We start from the raw sequence: 20,191 nt of genomic DNA on the forward strand, positions 1-20,191 counted from the left end.
GAAAGGGATCACCTGATGGATACAGCCATCGAGGTACGAGGCCTGCACAAGGCATTCGCCAAGAAGACCGTCGTCGACGGCTTGGATTTCACCGTCGGACGCGGGGAGGTCTTCGCCCTGCTCGGACCCAACGGCGCCGGCAAGACGACCACGATCAACATCCTCACCACCCTCACCGCCGCCGACGCCGGCACCACGACCGTCGCCGGGTGGGACGTGCGCACGCACGCGGTCGAGGTGCAGCGCCGTATCAGCCTCACCGGTCAGGCGGCCGCCGTCGACGACGCGCTGACGGCGACGGAGAACGTGGTGATGTTCGCCCGACTCGCCGGCCTCGGCCGCGCCGCGGCCAAGCGTCGTGCCGCCGACCTGATCGCCCAGTTCGACCTGACCGATGCCGCCACTCGCACCGTGCGCACGTTCTCCGGGGGAATGCGCCGCCGTCTCGACCTCGCCCTGAGTTTCGTCGTGACACCCGAAGTGCTGTTCCTGGACGAACCGACCACGGGCCTCGACACCCGCAGCCGCCGCGATCTGTGGGACATCATCCGGATGCTCGCCGCCTCCGGCACCACGGTGTTCCTGACGACGCAGTACCTCGAGGAGGCCGACCAGCTCGCCGACCGGATCGCGGTGCTGCACGACGGTCGCATCGCCGCGCTCGGCACACCGGCGGAGCTGAAGGCGCGCATCGGCGGGGACACGGTCGAGCTCCATGACGACCACGGGGTGCTCAACCGCGAGATCCCCACCGACGGCACGGTCGCCGACCTGCGGCGAGCGCTCGACCTGCTCGACGAGGAGGGCGCCGACGGCGTCGTCACGCTGCGCCGCCCCACCCTCGACGACGTCTTCCTCGCCGTCACCTCCCCTGCCTCCACCCCTCGCCCCGTGAAGGAGAACGCATGAACATCACCCTGGCCGCGCCTCGAGCGACGGCATCCGCCCCCTCCGCTCCCACTCCCCGTCCGCGACTGCGCGGTTTCACCGCCGAGGCCGTCTTCGTCGGACGGAGCCTGCGTCATTCCGTCCGCGACGGCGAATCGCTGCTGATGGCGATCATGCTGCCCGTGATGCTCATGCTCATGTTCACGTGGGTCTTCGGCGGCGCCATCGACCCGTCGGGCGCCTACGTCGACTACGTCGTGCCGGGCATCATCCTGACCTGCGCCGGCTTCGGTGCATCGTCCACCGCCGTGTATGTCGCGAACGACATGCGCACCGGCATCATCGACCGCATCCGCACCATGCCGCTGAGAGCGGGCGCCGTGCTGACCGGGCACGTCGTCGCCAGTGTGCTGCGGAACCTGATCGCCACCGCGATCGTGATCGGCGTCGGCGTACTGGTCGGGTTCCGGCCGACCGCGAACCTCGGGGAGTGGATCGCGCTGGCGGGCCTCATCACCCTGTACATCCTCGCGATCACGTACCTGTTCGCAGCCATCGGGCTCGCGGCAGGAAGCCCCGAGGGCGCGAACGGATACGGTTTCGTCCTGCTGTTCCTGCCCTATCTCTCCAGCGCGTTCGTGCCCGTCGCGAGCATGCCGGAGTGGCTGCAGCCGATCGCGGCGAACCAGCCGATCACCCCCATCGTCGAGACGATCCGCTCCCTCCTGATGGATACGCCGCTGCAGGGCGAGGCATGGTGGGCCATCGGCTGGTGCCTGGTCATCCTGCTGATCGCGGTGACGTGGGGCGCGTGGCTCTTCCGCCGCAAGGCGGGCCGCCGGTGATTGCCTTCCGCCACGGCTCGGATCCCAGCTGAGCCATAGGCGCTCCGTGCCGTTCGCTCAGACGAGACTGCGATGGTCGGTACAGGACTCGCACCGACCCCGCCGAGTCCACGCGGGTCTGGGGACCTGCGGATCGCCCCTGACGACTTGCCCCCCGGTCGTCAGGGGCGAGGCGTTCCCCCGGGACTCATTCCGGTCAGGACGAGGGGTCAGGCTCCGAGGCGCTTGAGTGCGTTGGCGACGACATGCTTCGCGGAAGCCGCGGCGCGACCGACGACCTCGGCGGCGTGCGCGGCACTGTCCGGCACGGGGTAGTCGATGTCGGGAGCTTCGTCGCCGTATGCGTCGACGAGGAACGGCACCAGCCAGTCGTCGACGACCTCGAGCGGCTCGACCGCGAGACTGTAGAAACGACGCTGTCCGTCTTCGCGCACGGAGACCAGCTCGGCGTCGCGCAGCACCTTCAGATGCTTCGACACGGTGGGCTGGCTGATGCCGAGATCGGCGACGATCTGGCTGACGCTGGTGCCCGTCTCTCCTTCGGTCGTACGTCGCAGCAGGAGCTGGAGGATGTCTCGCCTCGTACCGTCTGCGATCACGTCGAAGATGTCCGTCATGTGATCAGGGTAGTCGGCTCCGGCACGGAGTACCATGACGAAGGCTCGGCGACTGGCGCCGGGTGTCCGCGGTGTGCGGACGAGAGAGAATCACGAGGGGGCAGCGATGTCGGGCATCGTTTCGGCGTCGTCCCCACGACAGGCCCTCAGAGGTGCCGCCGGACGGGTGAAGCACCTCGTCACGTCGTCGCCGTCCCGCTTCGCGATCGTCGTGTTCGCGCTGCTGATCCTGGTCTTCACGGTGCTGCTGTCACTGCCGATCGCGTCCGCGAGCGGCACCGTCACACCACTGAGCGATGCGCTCTTCACGGCCGTCTCGACCATCTGCGTCACCGGCCTCGCCACCGTCGACATGGCCAACCACTGGTCGCCGTTCGGCCACGTCCTGATCTTCCTCGGGGTGAACATCGGCGCGCTCGGCGTCCTCACGCTCGCGTCCCTCATGGGCATGCTGATCTCGAAGCGGCTCGGACTGCGGGCCAAGCTGTTGGCGGCGGGCGACACCAACCCCCTCCGCGCACACGGCGGCGTGGTCAACGAGAGCCAGACCGTGCGGCTCGGCGAGGTCGGCCAGCTGCTGACCACGGTCGCGGTGTCAGCGCTCATCATCGAAGCATCGTTGGCGGCGCTGCTCTACCCGGCGCTCGTGATGGCGAAGGTCGACCCGATCGCCGCGCTCTGGGAGGCCCCCTACTTCGCGGCGATGGCGTTCACGAACACCGGATTCGCCCCGAACGACGGCGGCGTGGCGGTCTTCGCGGACGACTATCTGGTGCTGTTCCTCCTCATGGTGGGTGTCTTCCTCGGCAGCATCGGCTTCCCCGTGATCTACACCCTCGCCAAGCACGTCTGGCACGTGAAGCGGTGGTCGCTGCACAGCAAGTTGACGCTCGTCACCACCGTGCTGCTGTTCGTGCTCGGGGCCGCGGCGTTCCTCATCCTCGAGTACGACAACCCGAAGACCTTCGGGTCGATGGATGCTGCCGACACGACCTTCCAGGCGTTCTTCCTCTCCGCCATGACCAGGTCCGGTGGCTTCAACGTCATCGAGATGGACGACCTGAACGGCTCGTCCCTGCTCGCCGCCAGCATGCTCATGTTCGTCGGCGGCGGCTCCGCATCGACCGCCGGCGGCATCAAGGTCACCACTCTCGCCGTGCTCGCGATCGCCGTCTGGTCGGAGGCCAAGGGCCGCCAGTCGGTCGAGGCCTTCGGCCGGCGCATCCCCAGCGACGTGCAGCGCGTGGCGCTCAGCGTCGTCGCCTGGGGAGCGACGATCGTCGCCCTGTCCACCATCGTGATCGCGCAGATCACGAAGGCCGACATCAGTCACGTGCTCTTCGACGTGATCTCGGCGTTCGCGACCGTCGGCCTGTCGACGGGTCTCACCGCCGAACTGCCGGACTCCGGCTCCTACGTGCTGGCAGCGACCATCTTCATGGGCCGCGTTGGTACAGTGACACTCGCCGCGGCGGTCGCCGCGACATCGCGAACGCAGTACTACTCACTGCCCGTGGAAAGGCCGATCGTTGGTTGAAGTCCTCCGGGGCGACGCTCCCGTCCTCGTCATCGGTCTCGGTCGGTTCGGCGCCGCGTGCGCCGGAGAGCTCGACCGCCTCGACCGCGAGGTGCTCGCGATCGACGACAACCTCGAGCTCGTGCAGAAGTGGTCGGACCGGGTCACCCACACGGTGCAGGCCGACGCGAAGAACATCGACGCCCTCCGCCAGATCGGCGCTCAGGACTTCCAGGTCGCCGTCGTCGCCGTCGGCTCGTCGATCGAGGCGTCCGTGCTGATCACCGCGAACCTGGTCGACCTGAAGGTGCCGCAGATCTGGGCCAAGGCCGTCTCGCAGTCGCACGGCAAGATCCTCGCCCGCGTCGGCGCGAACCACGTCATCTACCCGGAGCGCGAGGCCGGTGAGCGCGTGGCGCACCTCGTGAGCGGGCGCATGCTCGACTTCATCCGCTTCGACGACGACTTCGTCCTCGCCAAGATGTACCCGCCGAAGTTCATCCGCGGCGTCGGCCTGAACGAGTCCGGCGTGCGCTCGAAGTACAAGGTCACGGTCGTGGGTGTGAAGAGCCCCGGCAAGCCGTTCCGCTACGCCGAGGCGAACACCATCGTCACGAACCACGACCTCATCATCGTCTCGGGCACCAACAGCGACATCGAGCGCTTCGCCGGCCTCGACCGCTGACGCCCGGATACATTCGATAGCTCGACTCCCCCTCGCGGCGGATGCCCCGTCATGCGTCCCCGTGATGGGATGGGACGCATGACCGACAACGCAGCGGCCCCTCCCGTCCTCGCCCTCCGTGGGCTCCGCAAGCAGTTCGGGCAGAAGATCGCGGTCGACGACCTCTCCCTCGACGTGCCGGCCGGGTCCATGCTCGGACTCCTCGGCCCGAACGGTGCGGGCAAGACCACGACCCTCGCCATGACCACGGGCCTGCTGCGACCGGATGCCGGTGCCGCATGGGTGCTCGGCGCGGACGTGTGGCAGAACCCCGCCGACGCGAAGGCGCGGATGGGTGTGCTGCCCGACGGCATCCGCATGCTCGACCGCCTCACCGGCGCCGAGCTGCTGCGCTACACCGGGCTCCTCCGTGGCATGCCCGAAGCCGAGGTCGTCTCGCGCAGTGACGAACTCCTCGCCGCGCTCGGCCTCACGGACGCCCGGGACCGGCTCGTCGTCGACTACTCGGCGGGCATGCGCAAGAAGATCGGCCTGGCCTGCGCACTGATCCATGCGCCCCGCCTGCTGATCCTCGACGAACCGCTGGAAGCCGTCGACCCGGTGTCCGGCGAGACGATCCGGCAGATCCTGCGGGCGTTCGTGGACGGCGGTGGCACCGTGGTGCTGTCGAGCCACGTGATGGAGCTCGTCGAGTCGATGTGCGACCGGGTCGCGATCGTCGCGGAGGGCCGCCTTCTCGCGCACGGAACTCTGGATGAGGTGCGCGCCGGACTCTCGCTGCAGCAGCGGTTCCTCGCCCTCGTGGGGGCACACGACCTCGGGACGGAGACGCTCGCATGGTTGCGCTCCTCGTAAGCCTGCGCTGGCGGCAGCTGCGCCATCAGCTGTCGCGGAATCCGTGGATGATCGTCACCCTGGTCATCACGGGGTTGATCGCCCTCGGCTTCCTCGCCGGCCTCGCCGCAGGATTGGTGGCGCTGCGGATCGCCGCTCCCGACGCCGCCGTCACGGTGATCGTCCTGGCGGGGGCGGTCATCGTCCTCGGCTGGTGGATCGGGTCGATCCTGGTCAGCGCCGACGACTCGCTCGCACCCGAACGATTCGCGCTGCTCCCCCTGACGGCACGCTCCCTGCTGCCGGGCTTCGTGGTCGCGGGGGCGACGACGGTAGGCGGCATCGGCACCACCGTCGCTCTGCTCCTCATGCTCCTCGGCTGGTCGGTGAGCCTGCCCGCGCTGCTGACCGCGCTCATCATGATCCCCGTCGCCATCGCCACCTGCGTGCTGGGCGCCCGCGTCGTGAGCGGTGTGCTGGCCGGCTGGCTCGCCCGACGCAGCGCCCGCGACCTTGTCGTGATCGTCGGCGTGGTGCTCCTCTCCTCGTCCGGCGTCCTGCTCAATGTGGGGATCGGCGCGCTGGTCCGGGTGAACGACGTCGGCGGAGCGTTCACCACCATCGCGGACATCGCCGCGTGGACGCCGGTCGGTGCTGTCTTCGGCGTGTCCGGGTCCGTCGCTCAGGGCGACTTCCCGGCTGCGGCACTCCGCCTGGTCATCGCCCTCGCCACGGTCGCCGCCTTGTGGTTCGCGGCACAGGGGCTGCTCGCTGCGCGGCTGGTCGCCCCCATCCAGGACACCGGCGGCGGACGCGTGCGCTCGGTCGGGCTGCTCGATCGGGTGCTGCCGGCCAGTCCGGTGGGGGCGATCGCCGCCCGCACGCTGCGGTACTTCCGACGCGATCCCCGGCAGATCGTCAACATCGTGATGCTCCTGCTGCTGCCCGCGATCTTCATCGGCCTGTCCCTGATGAACGGGCTGCAGGACGAGTCCATCGGATTCGGCCCCGCGATCACCCTCATCCCGACGATCAACGCCCTTCTCACCGGCACCGTCGTGCAGATGGCGATCGCCTACGACAACGACGCGGTCGCCGCGCACATCCTGAGCGGCGTCAGCGGCGCGGCCGACCGGGCAGGACGACTGCTCGGATTCGGGCTGATCGCGATTCCCGTGACGCTGCTGCTGTGCGTGGCCACCTGCCTGATCGCGGGTCGGATGGACCTGCTCCCGGGCAGCATCGGATCCGCCCTCGGCCTGACGGCGATCTCGGCAGGCGCTGGGGCGTGGGTCGGCAGCTTCCTTCCCGGTCGTGCGCCCGCCCCCGAGGCGAACCCCCTCGGCCGCGGCTCGTCCGGTGGCGTGCAGTCGCTGCTGGCGATGATCATCATCGGACCGATCACGCTCGTGCTCGGGGCACCGGCGTTCGGTTTCGCGATCGCGGGCATCTGGACTCCCGCGTTCGGCTGGGTGAGTCTCGTCTGCGGCGTCGTGCTCGGCGCCGTGGCCCTGTGGGGCGGGACGATGCTGGGCGGCAGCATCCTGAACCGGCGCTGGCCGGAGGTGCTCGCCGAGGTCTCCAGCGAGAGCTGACCGGACGCGAGGCTCAGGCGTCGATGTCGAGGACGAGCTCGACCACGTCATCGACGCCCAGGCCCTCGCGGTCCTGGAGCACCTTCTTGATCGGCACGATGTAGCCGCCGTCCTTCGGCCAGAGGGCCGTCGTCACGGTCGTGGAGCCGATGGTGACGGATGCGGGGATCATCCCCCACCCGTACGTGACGATCGACGCGACGTCGTGGATCATCTCGCTCTCGGCAGGCGGCACGGTGACGAAGTGGAACGGCGCAGGTCCCCGCCAGTACCAGATGGGTCCCCCGATCCGCAGCTGCATGGCTCAGGCCCCGGCGGCGAGTTCCTTCGCCCGTGCGAGGGCTGCGGCCGCGGCATCCGCAAAGGTGCGGTCGAGGTGCGCGTCCTGCAGCACGGCGACCGCGCGCTCGGTTGTTCCCTTGGGGCTCGTGACGCGACGACGCAGCTCGGCGGGGTCCTCCCCCGAGGCGTCGAGCAGGGCGGTCGCGCCGATGAAGGTCTGCTCGACCATCAGCCGGGAATCGGCCTCGGTGAAGCCCATGCCGACAGCGGCCTTCGTGAATTCCTCGATCAGCAGGTACACGTACGCGGGTCCGGAGCCCGAGATCGTGGACAGCGCATCGATCTGCGACTCCGGGAGCTCGACGACGGCGCCGACGGTCTCGAACAGCCGACGGACGAGGGCGAGATCCTCGGGAGTGGCGGCGGAACCTGCGGCGAGGCCGGTGACGCCCTTGCGCACGGTCGACGGCGTGTTCGGCATCGAGCGGATGACGCGGGCGTCGGCACCGAGCACGGCGGCGAAGGTGTCGAGCGTGACGCCGGCGGCGACGCTCACCACGATCGCGTCGGGCGCGAGGTGCGGTGCGATCTCGCGGAGCAGGTCGGGCACCATCGCGGGCTTGACGCCGACGAGCACGATCCGTGCCTGCGCGGCGGCCTCGGCATTGCCGTCCGGCCGTTCGGCGAGCGCGACACTGGTCACCCCGTCGAGGTCGGCGAATGCCTCGGCCTTCTCCGGAGTGCGGTTCGTCGCGATGATCCCGCCGTCGATCCGGATGCCGGAGGCGACCACTCCTCGGAGGATCGCACCGCCCATCGAGCCGGCACCCAGGAAAGCGAGAGAAGGAAGCGAATCAGCCATGTCGTCATCCTACGGCGGGCACTCCCGCAACCTCGGGCGGGCGGTTCTAGACTCGTCCCATGAGTGCATCCGGAGGCAACAAGGCCATCGTCGCGGCGTTCCTGGCGAACCTGGGCATCGCCCTCGCGAAGTTCCTCGCCTGGGCCCTCTCCGGCTCCGCCTCGATGCTCGCGGAAGCGATCCATTCGGTCGCCGACTCGGGCAACCAGCTGCTGCTCATGCTCGGCGGACGCAAAGCGCGACGCGAGGCCGACCGCGCCCACCCGTTCGGCTACGGCCGCGAGCGCTACGTGTACGCGTTCGTCGTCTCGATCATCCTCTTCTCGGTGGGCGGTCTCTTCGCGATCTACGAGGGTGTCGAGAAGCTGACCAACCCGCACGAGCTCGACAAGACCTGGTGGTGGCTGCCCCTGGTCGTGCTCGTCGTCGCGATCGGGCTGGAGTCATTCTCGCTGCGCACGGCCGTCCGCGAGAGCAACCTCGTGCGGGAGAAGGGACAGTCGTGGGTGTCGTTCGTGCGCCGTTCGAAGGCGCCCGAGCTGCCGGTCGTGCTGCTCGAGGACGTGGGCGCGCTGACCGGTCTCACGTTCGCCCTGCTCGGCGTCGGCCTCACGCTGCTCACCGGGAACCCCGTGTTCGACGCGCTCGGCACCGTGATGATCGGCGTGCTGCTGGTGCTGATCGCGATCGTGCTGGGCGTCGAGACCAAGAGCCTCCTCGTCGGCGAGGGCGCGACCCAGGCCGATCACGACCGGATCGTGGACGCCATCAACGCCGGCGACGAGATCGAGAAGATCATCCACATGAAGACCCTCTACCTCGGCCCGGACGAGCTGATGGTCGCCGCGAAGATCGCCCTCAACGCCGACAAGCCGCTGCGTGAAGCCGCCGATGACATCAACGCGATCGAGGCCCGCATCCGCGAAGCCGTGCCGGTCGCGCGCATCGTGTACATCGAGCCGGACGTGTACCGCCCGGCGATCGACCCGGAGCCGTCGACCGACGTCTTCGTGCTGAAGTCGTCGGACTGAGGCCCGGGCTCCATGAGGCGCACGAAGCTGGTCCTGGCCGTCGGCGCCGCGGCCGCACTCACCGTCGGCCTCTCGGCCTGCTCGATGGACACCGTGATCTGGGGAGCCGACGGCGCCGCGGTGATCCAGTCCACCGAAGGCCTGATCGATGCGGCGGCCTCCGGCGACGCCGACGTGTACGTCTGTGAGGGTCACGATCCGGAGCTGCGCGAGCCGGCCGACTGGGAAGGGCTATCGGCTGAGGAGCCGGAGCGTTTCGTCGCCGAGTACTGGCCGGACCAGGCCGTGCTGGATCCGGACTGGAGCATCAATCTCTCCCTCGGCGAGGAGCGGGTGGTCAGCGGCGAGGAGTACCCGGGAGACGTCTTCTACCGAGCGACGGATGACGGGCTGTGCCTGGTCGACGTCGCGTGGTGGACCGTCGAGGTCGAGGGCTGACGCTCTCCCGGCTGCGGGCTTCCGGGGCTCAGCGACGGTGCTCGAAGAACGTCCGCAGCAGTGCGGTCGCGGCGTCCGCTTCGATGCCGCCGATCACCTCGGCGCGGTAGGGCAGCCGCCGGTCGCGCAGCACGTCGTACATCGAGCCGGCCGCACCCGCCTTGTCGTCCCAGGCGCCGAAGATCACCCGACCGACGCGGGCCTGGAGGATCGCACCGGCGCACATGATGCACGGCTCGAGGGTCACGACCAGCGTGTGTCCCTCGAGATTCCAGGAGCCGACGGATGTCGCCGCCCGACGGAGCGCCTCGACCTCGGCGTGCCCGGTCGGATCGTTCGTGGCCTCGCGGGTGTTGCGGCCCTCGGCGACGATCCGCCCGACGGGGTCCAGCACCACGGCGCCGACGGGTATCTCCGACGCCGCAGCAGCCTCGGCCGCGAGCTCGAGGGCCCGCCGCATCGCGAGGTCGTCGGCAGCGGTCATGCGTCGAGCCTACGACAGCTGCCGATCGTGGCCGGAGACGACAGCCGACGGCCTCGATGTCGTTCCCGAAGGCGCGGCGCATTACCCTGTATCCATGCGCGTTCACGTGGCCGACCACCCTCTCATCACTCACAAGCTCTCGGTGCTGCGCGACGCGCGTACCCCCTCGCCGGTGTTCCGGCAGTTGACGGAGGAGCTCGTCACGCTGCTCGCGTACGAGGCGACCCGCAACGTGAAGGTGAGCCCGATCGAGATCACCACGCCGGTCACGACGACCACAGGGGTCAAGATCTCGGAGCCGCGCCCGATCGTGGTGCCCATCCTGCGGGCCGGCCTCGGCATGCTCGAAGGCCTCGTCAAGCTTCTTCCGACCGCCGAGGTCGGGTTCCTCGGAATGGTCCGCGACGAGACGACGTTCGAGCCCACGACCTACGCCGAGCGTCTCCCCGACGACCTCAGTGACCGTCAATGCTTCGCGATCGACCCGATGCTCGCCACCGGCGGCTCGCTCGCCGCAGCGATCCAGTTCCTGTTCGACCGCGGCGCGAAGGACGTCACCGCGATCTGCCTGCTGGGCACGCCCGAGGGTGTCGCCGCGATCGAGGCCATGGCCGGCGACCGCGATGTGACCCTTGTGCTCGGCGCACTCGACGAGCGTCTCGACGAGAAGGGCTACATCGTTCCCGGGCTCGGCGACGCGGGCGATCGCCTCTACGGCACGGTCTGACCCGACGCTGTCCCTCGCGCGGTCATGGGCTGCGCAGTCCTGGGCTGCGCGGTCATCGGCTGCGCGGTCATGGCCGCAGAGGCCGGCGGACCGCGCAATGCTCAGTCCGCTGCGCCGACCAGACGTGCGAAAGCGCTGAGGCGAGCGACCCCCTCCGGCGTATACGGAAGATCGTCGAGCAGCGCCGGCGAATGGATCAGGTAGGCGACCGCCTGAGCCCGCGAGATCGCCACGTTCAGTCGATTCTGCAGCAGGAGGAACTCCGGGCCGCGGGGTGCATCCCGCCCGCTGGAGGCCGCGAGCGACGTGATCGAGACGACCGCCTCCTTGCCTTGGAAGTTGTCCACCGTGCCGACCGGGACATCGTGATACCCCGCCTCCGCGAGCGCATCGAGCACCAGCTGACGCTGCGCGTTGTACGGCGTGACCACGATGATGTCGGCGGGCACCAGCGGCCTCGCCGACCGGGACGCGTCGTTGTCTGTGAAGGTGCGCCCGACCAGGTCGCGGACCAGCCGGACGACCTCCGCGGCCTCCTCGGGAGACTGCGTCGAGTTGCCACGATGCCGCAGCGGGATCACGTGCAGGCCGGCGTCGATCCCGTCGACCGACCGCAGCTCGGTGCCGGGGGCTGACGCCAGCTGCCCGGCGTAGGCGAGCTTCGATACCGGGGCCGCGACGAACGGATGCATCCGCCAGGAGCGCGCCAGGAAATAGCCGTACTCCGGCCGCACGACCGGGTCGCCGTCCATCACCCACCCGAGCGCGGAGGCGTCGACCGGTTCGGGGTGGGCGCCCTGGCTCACCTGTGGAAGCTGCTGCGGATCTCCGAGGAGCAGGAGCCTCCTCGCACCGGCGGCGACCGCGATGGTCGAGGCGAGCGAGAACTGACCGGCCTCGTCGATCACGAGCAGGTCGAGTCCGCCGCGGTCGACGCGCTGGGTGTTGCTGAAGTCCCAGGCCGTCCCGCCCACGACGGCACCCTCACCGGCGTGCTCGGAGAGGAACGACGCCATCCCGGTCTTCGGGATCGTCGTGTACGAGTGCTCCCCGTTCGGGTCTTTCGGGGCCTTGGCGACCTGAGCCGGTGCGACACCGTCGGCCACGACCCGCTCGAGCAGGGTCTCGATGATCGCGTGCGACTGCGCGACGACGCCGACCTTGAAGCCGTGCTCGTTCACGAGGCGCGCGATGACACGGGATCCCGTGTAGGTCTTCCCGGTTCCGGGAGGGCCCTGCACCGCGAGATAGCTGTCGTCGAGGTCGAGCACCCCGGACACGATCGCGTCGACCGTGTCGTCGCCGGCAGCGGTCAGCGGATTCCCCGACACGGTGCGCGGCGGAATCCGGCGGAGGATGTCGGTCGCGGCATCGTGCGGGAACCCCGGAGCTGCGGCATGCACCGCATCGGCCCACTCGTCGATCGCTCCCTGAAGAGACACGACACGCGGCGGCGCGGCTGGAGTGAGGGCGAGCGGCAGTTCGTCCCACGTCTGCCCCTGGACCGCCGATTCGGTGATGAGGTAACCGTCGTCGAGCACCTCCGCCACCGTGACGGTGTGCGGCACGTGCACTGCGCGCGAGGGGACCTCGGTGTCGAACGGCGCGGGAACACCGTAGAGCGCGAACGGCTGCGACCCGGCACCGAGAGTGGTGCCCGGTGACACCTCGCCGCGGATCTCGACGTCGCGGGACATCACCCGGCGCCCCTCTCCGATGCTCCAGTCGCGACGGACCGTCGAGGAGGGGCGGTCGACGCGCACCACGTCGCGCGTACCGTCCCACATCGTCACCGGCTCGCGCAGCCGCTGGAAATGCGACACCCAGAAGCTCTTCGCCTCGCGCGGGAAGTAGTCGATCGCGGCGGCGGCGAGGCGATGCACGAGCCCGTCGTCGCCCGCTTCGACGGCACGCTCGGCATCGGCGAGGAGCGCGACCGAGCGCGGCGACGGTTCGTAGATGACCTCGTCGGCCTCGTCCGGCGGCGCCGGTGTGACGCCCTCTTTGCGTGCGATGTCGATCAGCCAGTTGCGCAGGCGCCTGGTCGACACGCAGTCGTAGCGGTTGTAGTCGGCGAGGTCTGCCAGCACCGCGTCGGCCCCGGCCTGCTCCCCCGCAGCCGCGAGCTCACGAGCCGCGACGTACTGCACGATCGAGTCGTCGCCCTTCTGCACGTCGCTGGTCCGCACGTCTTCGCCCATGTACAGCGGCTCAAGTTTCTTGATCGAGTACGAACGCGAACCGACGCGCACCGTCCGCAGCACAAGCGGATACAGGTCGACGAACACGCCCTCGCGCAGCAGCCGATCCACCTCGCCCTCGCGCACACCATGCCGTGCTGCCATCGCCACCAGGTGCGAGGTCTCATAGGGCGCGTAGTGGTAGATGTGCATGCCGGGGTGGGCGATCCGGCGTGCATTCACGAAGTCGAGGAACGTCTCGAGCGCCCGCTTCTCGTCGGCGAAGGTGTGCGCCCACAGCGCCGAGTACTGGTCGGCGTTGTCGACCCAGCCGAAGAGGTAGTCGATGCCCCAGTGCCCTTCTCCGTCGGCGGCGGGCTCGGTGTAGAGAGGGTCTCCCTCGAAGTCGAAGAAGATGTCGCCGTGGCTGGGAAGCGGGAGGGTGTGGATCGCCGGTGCATAGTGCACGTCGTAGGTGGGCCGCCCCTCGGCATCGGCGAGCAGCTGCAGCCGCGCCTGGGCACGAAGGGTCTCGAACGTGTCGACATTCATGCCGGCCGGCGCCGCGGTAGCTTCGGCCAGGTCATCGATCGTCTCGATGCCGGATGCCCGCAGCCGCGCGCGCTGCACGGGACGCATCCGCGCCACCATCAGGAGATCCCGATGCGCGAGCACCTGCTCCTCGCAGGTCGCGCAGCGCCCGCAGGCCACGACCTGCAGATCGCCCCGATCGTCTCCCCAGGCGAGCGGCTCGCCGGTCGCCCCGTCGGGGATGCGACGGTCGGCGATGAGTGCCCGCAGCCGGGCCCGCCGCACCTGGAAGAGCGGGAGGAGGTCATCCACCTGATGCGTGCTGAGCGTGCCGTCGCCGAGGATGAGGTCGACCTCATCGGACCGCGGGATGCCGAGCCGGTCGAGCTGGTCGACGTATGCCGCGAGCTGCATGAGGGCGGTGACGCGGGCCTTGCGTGCCAGCTTGGAGTCCTGGACGCGCCACCGGCCGTCGTCGTCCTTGCGGAGGAAGTCGGCGAAACCGACGAACTCGTCGGTGGCGAAGGCCGCCTGGAACACCACGAGCGCGTCGGAGCGCAACGCCCTGACCGTCTCGTCGATCGCGGCCGCCAGCGCCTCGGCATCGACCGACGACACCTTCTCGATGCGGTGCACGCGCGCATCACCGAGGTCGTGGATGTACCGGGCCAGCACATTCTGCTCGTGCACGTCGCCGAGTTCTGCGGCACGCTTCAGGGTCGCGTCTTCCGGCTCCTCGACGGCGGGCACCCGCCCCAGCTTCGCGTCGATGGCCCGACACCACGCGAACTCGCATTCGGCGGCCGCCTTGAGGTCGCTCGCGCTCCAGATGACGCGCTGCGCCTGAGTGTCGATCCGCACGATGCTCCCGTTCTGTCGGATGCTTCGACACTATCCGCGACATCAGACACGACGCGAAGCGGAGCACTCCCGCAGAGGCGAGCGGGCGGTCAGCGCCACCAGCTGTCGTCCGGGGTCACCGGGAGGTGTCGCTTGTGCTGCGTGGCGAGGTACCGCGCCTCGATGCGACCGGCGACCTCGGGGTCGACCGAACGCCCCTCGAGGAAGTCGTCGATCTGCTCGTAGGTGAGACCGAGTTCGTCCTCGTCGGCTCGACCGGGCTGGCCGTCGAGCAGGTCGGCCGTCGGCACCTTGAACGCGAGCCGATCCGGGGCGTCGAGGAACTGCAGGAGCGAGCGTCCCTGGCGTTTGGTGAGGCCGGACAGCGGGAGGATGTCGGCCGCGCCGTCGCCGAACTTCGTGTAGAAGCCCGTCACCGCCTCGGCCGCGTGGTCGGTGCCGATCACGAGAAGTCCGTCGTGGCCTGCGAGCGCGTACTGCGTGACCATCCGGACGCGCGCCTTGATGTTGCCGCGGTTGAAGTCGCTGATGTCGCTCGTGACCGCGAACTCGATGTCCTCCTCGACACCGTCGACGCCGTTCTGGATGTTGACCTCGACAGAGGCGTCCGGGGCGATGAAGGCGAGCGCGGCCTGAGCATCGTCGGCATCGTGCTGCACGCGGTACGGCAGACGCACGGCGAGGAACTTCGCCTCGCCGCCCTCGGCCCGCACCCGCTCGACGGCGAGCTGGGCCAGGCGACCGGCCAGCGTCGAGTCCTGCCCGCCGGAGATGCCGAGCACGTAGCCCTTCGCTCCGGTCGTGCGCAGGTAGTCGGCGAGGAAACCGATGCGACGCTCGGTCTCGGCTTCGGGGTCGATCTCGGCCCTGACGCCGAGGTCCTCAGAGATCTGCTGCTGCAACGACATGTGATCCTCCGCTCGTTTCCTGGACCCAGTATCTCCCTTCCGTGTTACGTCAGGGTGACGCCGCGGCGCTCGCATGCTCCTGTCAGTCTCGACCTGAGAGAATGTGGCAGTGAAACTTCTCGTCGCCGCGCTCGCATCCGAATTGTCCGCTTTCCCGGAGGAGCTCGACGGCTTCGACCGACTCGTGACCGGCCCCGGCAAGCTTCAGGCGACGTACGCCCTCACGCGTGCTCTCGACGCCAAGGTCTATGACGAGATCGTGGTCGTCGGCACCGCGGGCGCGATCGATCCCGATCTCGAGGCGACCGTCCACGAGGTCGGCACGGCGTTCCAGCACGACGTCACCGACCTCGACGGCGTCGCCGGTCAGCACGTCTCGCTGCCGGCGCGCGTCAGCACCGGGCACGACGGCGTCCTGATCGCCACCGGTGACCACTTCGTCGAGGACGCCGAGGTCACCGCTGTGATCCGCCCATCGGGAGCGGCGCTGGTCGACATGGAGACCTACGCCTACATCTGGGTCGCCGGCCAGTTCGGCGTGCCCATCCGCGTGTTCCGCGCCGTGTCCGACCAGGCCGAGGACGGCGCGTTGACCGACTGGCGCGAGGCCGTCGCCCGTTGCAGCGTGCAACTGCGCGATTTCATCCGCGCTGAGTACGGGGTCTGAAACGGCGGAGCGCGTCAGCTTGCACCTCGGCGCGCGGACCTCGGTTCAGCGCGCCTCGATGATGCTCGGACCGTTCGGCAGCGCCCGGACCGTGAGCTGAGCCGGGATCTGCTCCTGCATGGCCTCGACGTGACTGATGACTCCGACCGTCCTGCCGCCCTGGCGCAGTTCGTCGAGCGTGCGCATGGCCACATCGAGCGTGTCGCCGTCGAGCGATCCGAATCCCTCGTCGATGAAGAGCGTGTCGAGACGGATGCCGCCGGCCCGCGCCGTCACCACCTCGGCGAGGCCGAGTGCAAGCGCGAGCGACGTGAGGAAGGTCTCACCCCCGGACAGTGACTGCGGCGGCCGCGTCTGCCCCGTGAAGGCGTCGGAGACCACGATCCCGAGCCCCGAGGCGGCCCCTCGAGCCGCGAGCGCATCGGAGTGCTGCAGCTGGTAGCGGCCGGTCGACATGTCGTGCAGCCGCCGGTTCGCCGCTTCGACGATCTCTTCCAGCTCGGCCGCGAGGACGAATGTCTCGAGCGTCATCTTGCGGGTGTTGGCTCCGCGCCCGGCGATCGTGTCGGCGAGGTTCTGCAAGACCTCGAACGCAGCCGCATCTTCGGCGGTGCGCGCGTGCTCGGCGGCGGCGGAATCGATCAGGCTCCCGAGGCGTTCGGCGGTACCCGCAGCTCGGGCCGCCGCGTCGACCGCGTCGGTCCAGGTCGTGCGGGCTGCCACCGAAGCCTCCTCGACGGGAGTGACGTCGATCGGCTCTTCGGGGAGCGTCCGCAACTCCAGGTCGAAGAGGATCGCTCGCTCTTTCTCCCGCTGCACGGCATGCTCGCCGATCCGCTGGTCGAGAGCCTCCTGCGCCGTTGCCGACCGAAGAGCGTGCTCGGCGGCAGTCGCATCGTCGAACGGCGAGTCGGCGAGCGCCGCATCCCGCTCGGCCTCCGCTTCGGCGAGCGCCTGCGCCCTCCGCAGACGTTCGGCGGTCGCCTGGGCGACCGCCCGGGCGGCAGAGATCCGTGCGGCCATGTCGGCAAGGCGCTCGGCGACCGTGTCGAACGTGCCTCGCGCCTCGGTGATCAGCTCGCGGGCCTCCGCGCTCCGCTGCCGCAGCAGAGCGTGCTGCTCCCGCGCATGAGCGAGGGCCGCCACGCTCTCGGTCTTCTCGGCGTCGAGCTGTGCGACCCGGTCGACGAGCTCACTCAGTCGCGTGTCGAGCGCCTTCTGTTCGTCGGCGGCGGCGAGGCTCCGCGCGTGCGCCGCCGCAGCCGCTTCATACTCCGTGTCGGCCTGCTCGATGTCCCGCTCATCGGCGCGCGCGGTGGCGGCCGCCAGCTCGGCGCGCAGGGTCGACGACACCGAGGAGAGTTCACGCTCCCGCTGCGCCGCGACGTCTCGGGCATTCTCCGCTTCGGCGATGTCTTCGGGTGAGACGGGATCGGCGTGCGTGGCAGGAGCCGGATGCTCGAGTGAACCGCAGACAGGACACGGCTGGTCGGCACGCAGGCTCGACGCGAGTTCGCCGGACATCCCGTCGATCCGACGCTGGCGCAGCTGTGCGAGGTTCGTCTGCGCGGTGGCGTGCACGGCGGTGGCGTCGGCGAGCTCGACCTCGGTCAAGGCCAGCGCCGTCTGTAGCCGCTGCGCCTCGCGGGCAGCCGTCCGTCGCGCGTCCGCTTCCTCCTGGGCCGCTCGGGCATCGCCCGCCCGGTCGGCGAGGCGGCGCTTCTGATCGCGTTCCGCCGTCAGCGCGGTGATCGCGGAGGGGAGGTCTGTGCGCTCCGCCTCTCCGGCTTCGAGACGCGCGGTCGCCGCGGCTACGGCCTCCTCGGCGGACAGCAGCTCGGCCTCGAGCGCTGGCACCTGCCCCTCGAGCTCACGCGCCCGCTCCCAGGATCCGCTCTCCCTGGTGCGGTCGGCCACCCAGGCCTCGAGGTCGCCGTCGACGGAGACCTCGTACGCCTCCCACACCCCTCGTGCCCGCTGCTCGTCTTCGGACGCGCGGGCGAGCGCCGTCTGCGCGCGGGCCGCGGCAGTGATCGTCGACCGCACCGCCTCAGCGGCACGCGCGGCCGCGAACTCGGCACGGGCAGCATCGATCGACGGCGCCTCGGCATCCAGCCGCTCCAGCGCTGCCCGGGCGCGATCGCGTTCCCGCTGGGCGTGCTGCTCTTCTCGCACCGTGGCGAGCGCCGCGTCGGCATCAGCCGCACGCTTCTCCGCCTCCGCCCGTTCCGAGGCTCGGCGCTCCGCCCGATAGTCGGCACGCGCCCTCGCGCGCCGGAGGGCTTCGAGGCGATCGTCGACCGGCTGGGGTCCGGACGCCGCCGTGTCGTCGGCCGGCGCTGTCCCGTCGTCGGAGTCGCCGAAGAGCCCGCTCGCCACCACGAGCTGCTCGGCCTCGTCGATACGCGCATTCACCGTCGCGAGCCGGGCACCGAGTGTCTGTTCCGCCTCCCGGCGACGCTCGTCGAAACGCGCCTGCACGTCTTCGAACCGCTGCGTGCCGAACAGTCGCCGCAACAGTGCCTGGCGGTCTCTGCTGCCCGCGAGCAGGAACTCGGAGAATCGGTTCTGCGCGAGCAGGATCACCTGGAGGAACTGCTCGCGACTGAGCTGCAGGATCTCGTCGAGCTCGTTCCCCACATCGACCGCCCGAGCGGCACGACCGATCCAACCGGCGTCGGTCCACTCGTCGAGGGCGACGGCCGATGCCTGCTTGGTCATGCCGCCACCGCGTTTGGCAGGACGCAGGTACTCCGGCGAGCGTGTCACGCGGAAGCGGCCCGCCGGAGTGCTGAACTCGACCACCACCTCCGACGGATCATCGGGCTCGCAGTGATCGCTGCGCAGCCGCTTCTCGCCGCCGTCGTAGCGAGGCACGCCGCCGTAGAGCCCGAAGCACACGGCGTCGAGGATGCTCGATTTGCCGGCCCCCGTGCGGCCGGCGATCAGGAAGATGCCGTCGTCGGCGAAGGCATCGAAGTCGACGACCTGCCGCGAACGGAAGGGACCGAAGCCCTCGACCTCCAGGCGATGGAGACGCATCTAGACGAGTGCCTCCGCGCGCACGCGCTCATCGAGCACCGCGCGGATCAGTTCGTGCTCGACTGCGGTGGGCCCACGACCTGCCCGCACGTGCTCGAGGAACGCCTCGATACGGTCGGCGTCGGTGACGGCGGTGCGCAGCCGCTGCACGTACGACTTCTCTTCCACCTCGGCGACAGCCGCCGGCTGATGCTGCACCATCGCGCAGTGGGGATAGCTCTCCCGCAGACGCCGCATCGGCTCGGACTGCGGCACCGCATCCGTGTAGACGGCGCAGACCCAGTCGTCGGCGTGCTCGGCGACCATGTCGGCTGCGAGGATCTCTTCGAGCGAGCCCGTGAGCGTGACGAGTCGACGCGGGACGGGCAGCTCGAGCCACTCGACTGCGGCGAGTCCCTCGGCATCGAGCTCGACCAGCCAGGATCCGCGCGGCTTGTGCTGCTCGCCGAAACTGTAGTGCAGCGGAGCGCCGGCGTACCGGACGCGCTCGCTGATCTGCTGCCGCCCGTGGATGTGTCCGAGCGCGACGTAGTCGGGGCCGTCGAAGACGCTCAGCGGCACGACGTCGAGTCCGCCCTGGCGCACCTCGCGCTCGAGGCCGGCGGTCGCGTCGACACCCGCCGCGAAGCAGTGCGCGATCGCCACCGAACGCCCCTCGTGCTCGCGCATACTGGCGCGGACCAGATCCATCGCGTGAGCCATGGTCTGCGCCTGCGTACGCAGCTGCCGCCCCGAGCTGTCGCCCTCGGGCCAGTGCTGACGGACGATCGCCGGTTCGAGATAGGGGATGCCGAAGAAGTGCACCGGCCCCTCGGCGTCGGCGATGGTGACCGGCAGACCGACCGCGAGCGGATCGGTGAGCACGTGGATGCCCTCGCGGAGCAGACGGGCCTGGAAGCCGAGCCGCGCGGCCGAGTCGTGGTTGCCGCTCGTGACGATGACGCGGGCGCCCGTCTCGTGCAGTGACACCAGAGCATCGCCGAGCAGCGTGTAGGCGGCGCCCGAGGGGGTCGCGGAGTCGAAGACGTCGCCCGCGACGACGACCACGTCGACCTCGTTCTCGCGAACCTGCTCCGTGAGCGCCCCGAGCACCTCGGCGAGCGCGTCCATGGTCGAGTTGCCATGGAACGTCCGGCCGATGTGCCAGTCGGAGGTGTGCAGGATTCGCATACTCACACGGTACGAACACCCTCGGACA

The 20,191-nt window shown here is 69.7% G+C and carries 18 protein-coding genes; 10 read left to right on the plus strand and 8 right to left on the minus strand.

All coding sequences use genetic code 11. From position 1 onward, the window contains the following. Window positions 1–15: 15 nt before the first annotated feature. Entirely contained in the window at window positions 16–909 is an 894-nt protein-coding gene (locus DW298_RS13500; RefSeq protein WP_205820376.1) for an ATP-binding cassette domain-containing protein, read from the plus strand. After that, window positions 906–1,733, plus strand: coding sequence for an ABC transporter permease (locus DW298_RS13505; RefSeq protein ID WP_136042970.1), 828 nt, complete (start codon window positions 906–908; stop codon window positions 1,731–1,733). The genes DW298_RS13500 and DW298_RS13505 overlap by 4 nt, the downstream gene beginning before the upstream one ends. Before the next feature lie 209 nt (window positions 1,734–1,942). Here the strand turns inward: DW298_RS13505 and DW298_RS13510 are convergent, their stop codons facing one another. After that, the gene (locus tag DW298_RS13510) at window positions 1,943–2,350 is read right to left on the minus strand and encodes a metalloregulator ArsR/SmtB family transcription factor (protein WP_136042971.1); all 408 of its coding nucleotides are present in this window, start codon (window positions 2,348–2,350) and stop codon (window positions 1,943–1,945) included. A gap of 106 nt (window positions 2,351–2,456) precedes the next feature. Between DW298_RS13510 and DW298_RS13515 the strand changes: the two genes are divergently transcribed. From DW298_RS13515 to DW298_RS13530, 4 genes are all read left to right on the plus strand, one after another. Continuing rightward, window positions 2,457–3,887, plus strand: a complete 1,431-nt coding sequence (locus DW298_RS13515; protein ID WP_136042972.1) for a potassium transporter TrkG — start codon at window positions 2,457–2,459, stop codon at window positions 3,885–3,887. Next, the gene (locus tag DW298_RS13520; protein WP_021198064.1) at window positions 3,880–4,551 is read left to right on the plus strand and encodes a TrkA family potassium uptake protein; all 672 of its coding nucleotides are present in this window, start codon (window positions 3,880–3,882) and stop codon (window positions 4,549–4,551) included. Before DW298_RS13515 ends, DW298_RS13520 begins: the two co-directional genes overlap by 8 nt. 78 nt (window positions 4,552–4,629) lie before the next feature. Continuing rightward, the gene (locus DW298_RS13525; RefSeq protein ID WP_136042973.1) at window positions 4,630–5,406 is read left to right on the plus strand and encodes an ABC transporter ATP-binding protein; all 777 of its coding nucleotides are present in this window, start codon (window positions 4,630–4,632) and stop codon (window positions 5,404–5,406) included. Then, window positions 5,388–6,980 carry a hypothetical protein gene (locus DW298_RS13530; RefSeq protein WP_136042975.1) on the plus strand — a complete coding sequence of 531 codons (1,593 nt, stop codon included), beginning with the start codon at window positions 5,388–5,390 and terminating at the stop codon, window positions 6,978–6,980. Before DW298_RS13525 ends, DW298_RS13530 begins: the two co-directional genes overlap by 19 nt. A gap of 13 nt (window positions 6,981–6,993) precedes the next feature. Here DW298_RS13530 and DW298_RS13535 read toward each other — a convergent pair whose 3' ends face one another. Continuing rightward, window positions 6,994–7,281, minus strand: coding sequence for a DUF1905 domain-containing protein (locus DW298_RS13535; protein ID WP_136042977.1), 288 nt, complete (start codon window positions 7,279–7,281; stop codon window positions 6,994–6,996). 3 nt (window positions 7,282–7,284) lie between these two features. Further along, window positions 7,285–8,124, minus strand: coding sequence for a pyrroline-5-carboxylate reductase (gene proC, locus DW298_RS13540; protein ID WP_136042979.1), 840 nt, complete (start codon window positions 8,122–8,124; stop codon window positions 7,285–7,287). Window positions 8,125–8,183: 59 nt separating this feature from the next. Between proC and DW298_RS13545 the strand changes: the two genes are divergently transcribed. Together DW298_RS13545 and DW298_RS13550 are read left to right on the plus strand one after the other, a co-directional pair. Next, window positions 8,184–9,155, plus strand: coding sequence for a cation diffusion facilitator family transporter (locus tag DW298_RS13545; protein WP_136042980.1), 972 nt, complete (start codon window positions 8,184–8,186; stop codon window positions 9,153–9,155). 12 nt (window positions 9,156–9,167) lie between these two features. Further along, complete coding sequence (locus DW298_RS13550; protein WP_136042982.1) at window positions 9,168–9,593, plus strand: hypothetical protein; 426 nt, start codon at window positions 9,168–9,170, stop codon at window positions 9,591–9,593. A gap of 28 nt (window positions 9,594–9,621) precedes the next feature. Here the strand turns inward: DW298_RS13550 and DW298_RS13555 are convergent, their stop codons facing one another. Beyond that, window positions 9,622–10,077 carry a nucleoside deaminase gene (locus DW298_RS13555; protein ID WP_136042983.1) on the minus strand — a complete coding sequence of 152 codons (456 nt, stop codon included), beginning with the start codon at window positions 10,075–10,077 and terminating at the stop codon, window positions 9,622–9,624. A 94-nt stretch (window positions 10,078–10,171) separates the two neighbouring features. On the opposite strand from DW298_RS13555, the gene upp reads away from it, so the two are divergent. Beyond that, window positions 10,172–10,804 (plus strand): uracil phosphoribosyltransferase, encoded by a 633-nt coding sequence (gene upp, locus DW298_RS13560; protein ID WP_021198071.1) that lies wholly within the window; start codon window positions 10,172–10,174, stop codon window positions 10,802–10,804. A gap of 101 nt (window positions 10,805–10,905) precedes the next feature. Here upp and DW298_RS13565 read toward each other — a convergent pair whose 3' ends face one another. Both DW298_RS13565 and nadE read right to left on the minus strand, forming a co-directional pair. Then, window positions 10,906–14,376, minus strand: a complete 3,471-nt coding sequence (locus DW298_RS13565; protein ID WP_136042984.1) for a bifunctional RecB family nuclease/DEAD/DEAH box helicase — start codon at window positions 14,374–14,376, stop codon at window positions 10,906–10,908. A gap of 89 nt (window positions 14,377–14,465) precedes the next feature. Further along, complete coding sequence (gene nadE, locus DW298_RS13570; protein WP_136042985.1) at window positions 14,466–15,284, minus strand: ammonia-dependent NAD(+) synthetase; 819 nt, start codon at window positions 15,282–15,284, stop codon at window positions 14,466–14,468. 109 nt (window positions 15,285–15,393) lie between these two features. Between nadE and DW298_RS13575 the strand changes: the two genes are divergently transcribed. Then, the gene (locus tag DW298_RS13575; protein ID WP_136042987.1) at window positions 15,394–15,951 is read left to right on the plus strand and encodes a nucleoside phosphorylase; all 558 of its coding nucleotides are present in this window, start codon (window positions 15,394–15,396) and stop codon (window positions 15,949–15,951) included. A gap of 45 nt (window positions 15,952–15,996) precedes the next feature. Here the strand turns inward: DW298_RS13575 and DW298_RS13580 are convergent, their stop codons facing one another. Then, window positions 15,997–18,993 (minus strand): SMC family ATPase, encoded by a 2,997-nt coding sequence (locus DW298_RS13580; RefSeq protein ID WP_136042989.1) that lies wholly within the window; start codon window positions 18,991–18,993, stop codon window positions 15,997–15,999. Beyond that, the gene (locus tag DW298_RS13585; RefSeq protein ID WP_136042990.1) at window positions 18,994–20,163 is read right to left on the minus strand and encodes an exonuclease SbcCD subunit D; all 1,170 of its coding nucleotides are present in this window, start codon (window positions 20,161–20,163) and stop codon (window positions 18,994–18,996) included. Between the last annotated feature and the right edge of the window lie 28 nt (window positions 20,164–20,191).

It is taken from the genome of Microbacterium sp. A20, assembly GCF_004794515.1.
Lineage (GTDB): Bacteria > Actinomycetota > Actinomycetes > Actinomycetales > Microbacteriaceae > Microbacterium.

What these genes read in the sequence shown, in the direction of transcription:
- DW298_RS13525 (WP_136042973.1), top strand. Translation starts at nt 4,630, where the DNA reads ATGACCGACAACGCAGCGGCCCCTCCCGTCCTCGCCCTCCGTGGGCTC.
- DW298_RS13515 (WP_136042972.1), top strand. Translation starts at nt 2,457, where the DNA reads ATGTCGGGCATCGTTTCGGCGTCGTCCCCACGACAGGCCCTCAGAGGT.
- DW298_RS13550 (WP_136042982.1), top strand. Translation starts at nt 9,168, where the DNA reads ATGAGGCGCACGAAGCTGGTCCTGGCCGTCGGCGCCGCGGCCGCACTC.
- DW298_RS13585 (WP_136042990.1), bottom strand. Translation starts at nt 20,163, where the DNA reads ATGCGAATCCTGCACACCTCCGACTGGCACATCGGCCGGACGTTCCAT.
- DW298_RS13500 (WP_205820376.1), top strand. Translation starts at nt 16, where the DNA reads ATGGATACAGCCATCGAGGTACGAGGCCTGCACAAGGCATTCGCCAAG.
- DW298_RS13580 (WP_136042989.1), bottom strand. Translation starts at nt 18,993, where the DNA reads ATGCGTCTCCATCGCCTGGAGGTCGAGGGCTTCGGTCCCTTCCGTTCG.
- DW298_RS13510 (WP_136042971.1), bottom strand. Translation starts at nt 2,350, where the DNA reads ATGACGGACATCTTCGACGTGATCGCAGACGGTACGAGGCGAGACATC.
- DW298_RS13535 (WP_136042977.1), bottom strand. Translation starts at nt 7,281, where the DNA reads ATGCAGCTGCGGATCGGGGGACCCATCTGGTACTGGCGGGGACCTGCG.
- upp (WP_021198071.1), top strand. Translation starts at nt 10,172, where the DNA reads ATGCGCGTTCACGTGGCCGACCACCCTCTCATCACTCACAAGCTCTCG.
- DW298_RS13545 (WP_136042980.1), top strand. Translation starts at nt 8,184, where the DNA reads ATGAGTGCATCCGGAGGCAACAAGGCCATCGTCGCGGCGTTCCTGGCG.
- DW298_RS13530 (WP_136042975.1), top strand. Translation starts at nt 5,388, where the DNA reads ATGGTTGCGCTCCTCGTAAGCCTGCGCTGGCGGCAGCTGCGCCATCAG.
- proC (WP_136042979.1), bottom strand. Translation starts at nt 8,124, where the DNA reads ATGGCTGATTCGCTTCCTTCTCTCGCTTTCCTGGGTGCCGGCTCGATG.
- DW298_RS13555 (WP_136042983.1), bottom strand. Translation starts at nt 10,077, where the DNA reads ATGACCGCTGCCGACGACCTCGCGATGCGGCGGGCCCTCGAGCTCGCG.
- nadE (WP_136042985.1), bottom strand. Translation starts at nt 15,284, where the DNA reads ATGTCGTTGCAGCAGCAGATCTCTGAGGACCTCGGCGTCAGGGCCGAG.
- DW298_RS13505 (WP_136042970.1), top strand. Translation starts at nt 906, where the DNA reads ATGAACATCACCCTGGCCGCGCCTCGAGCGACGGCATCCGCCCCCTCC.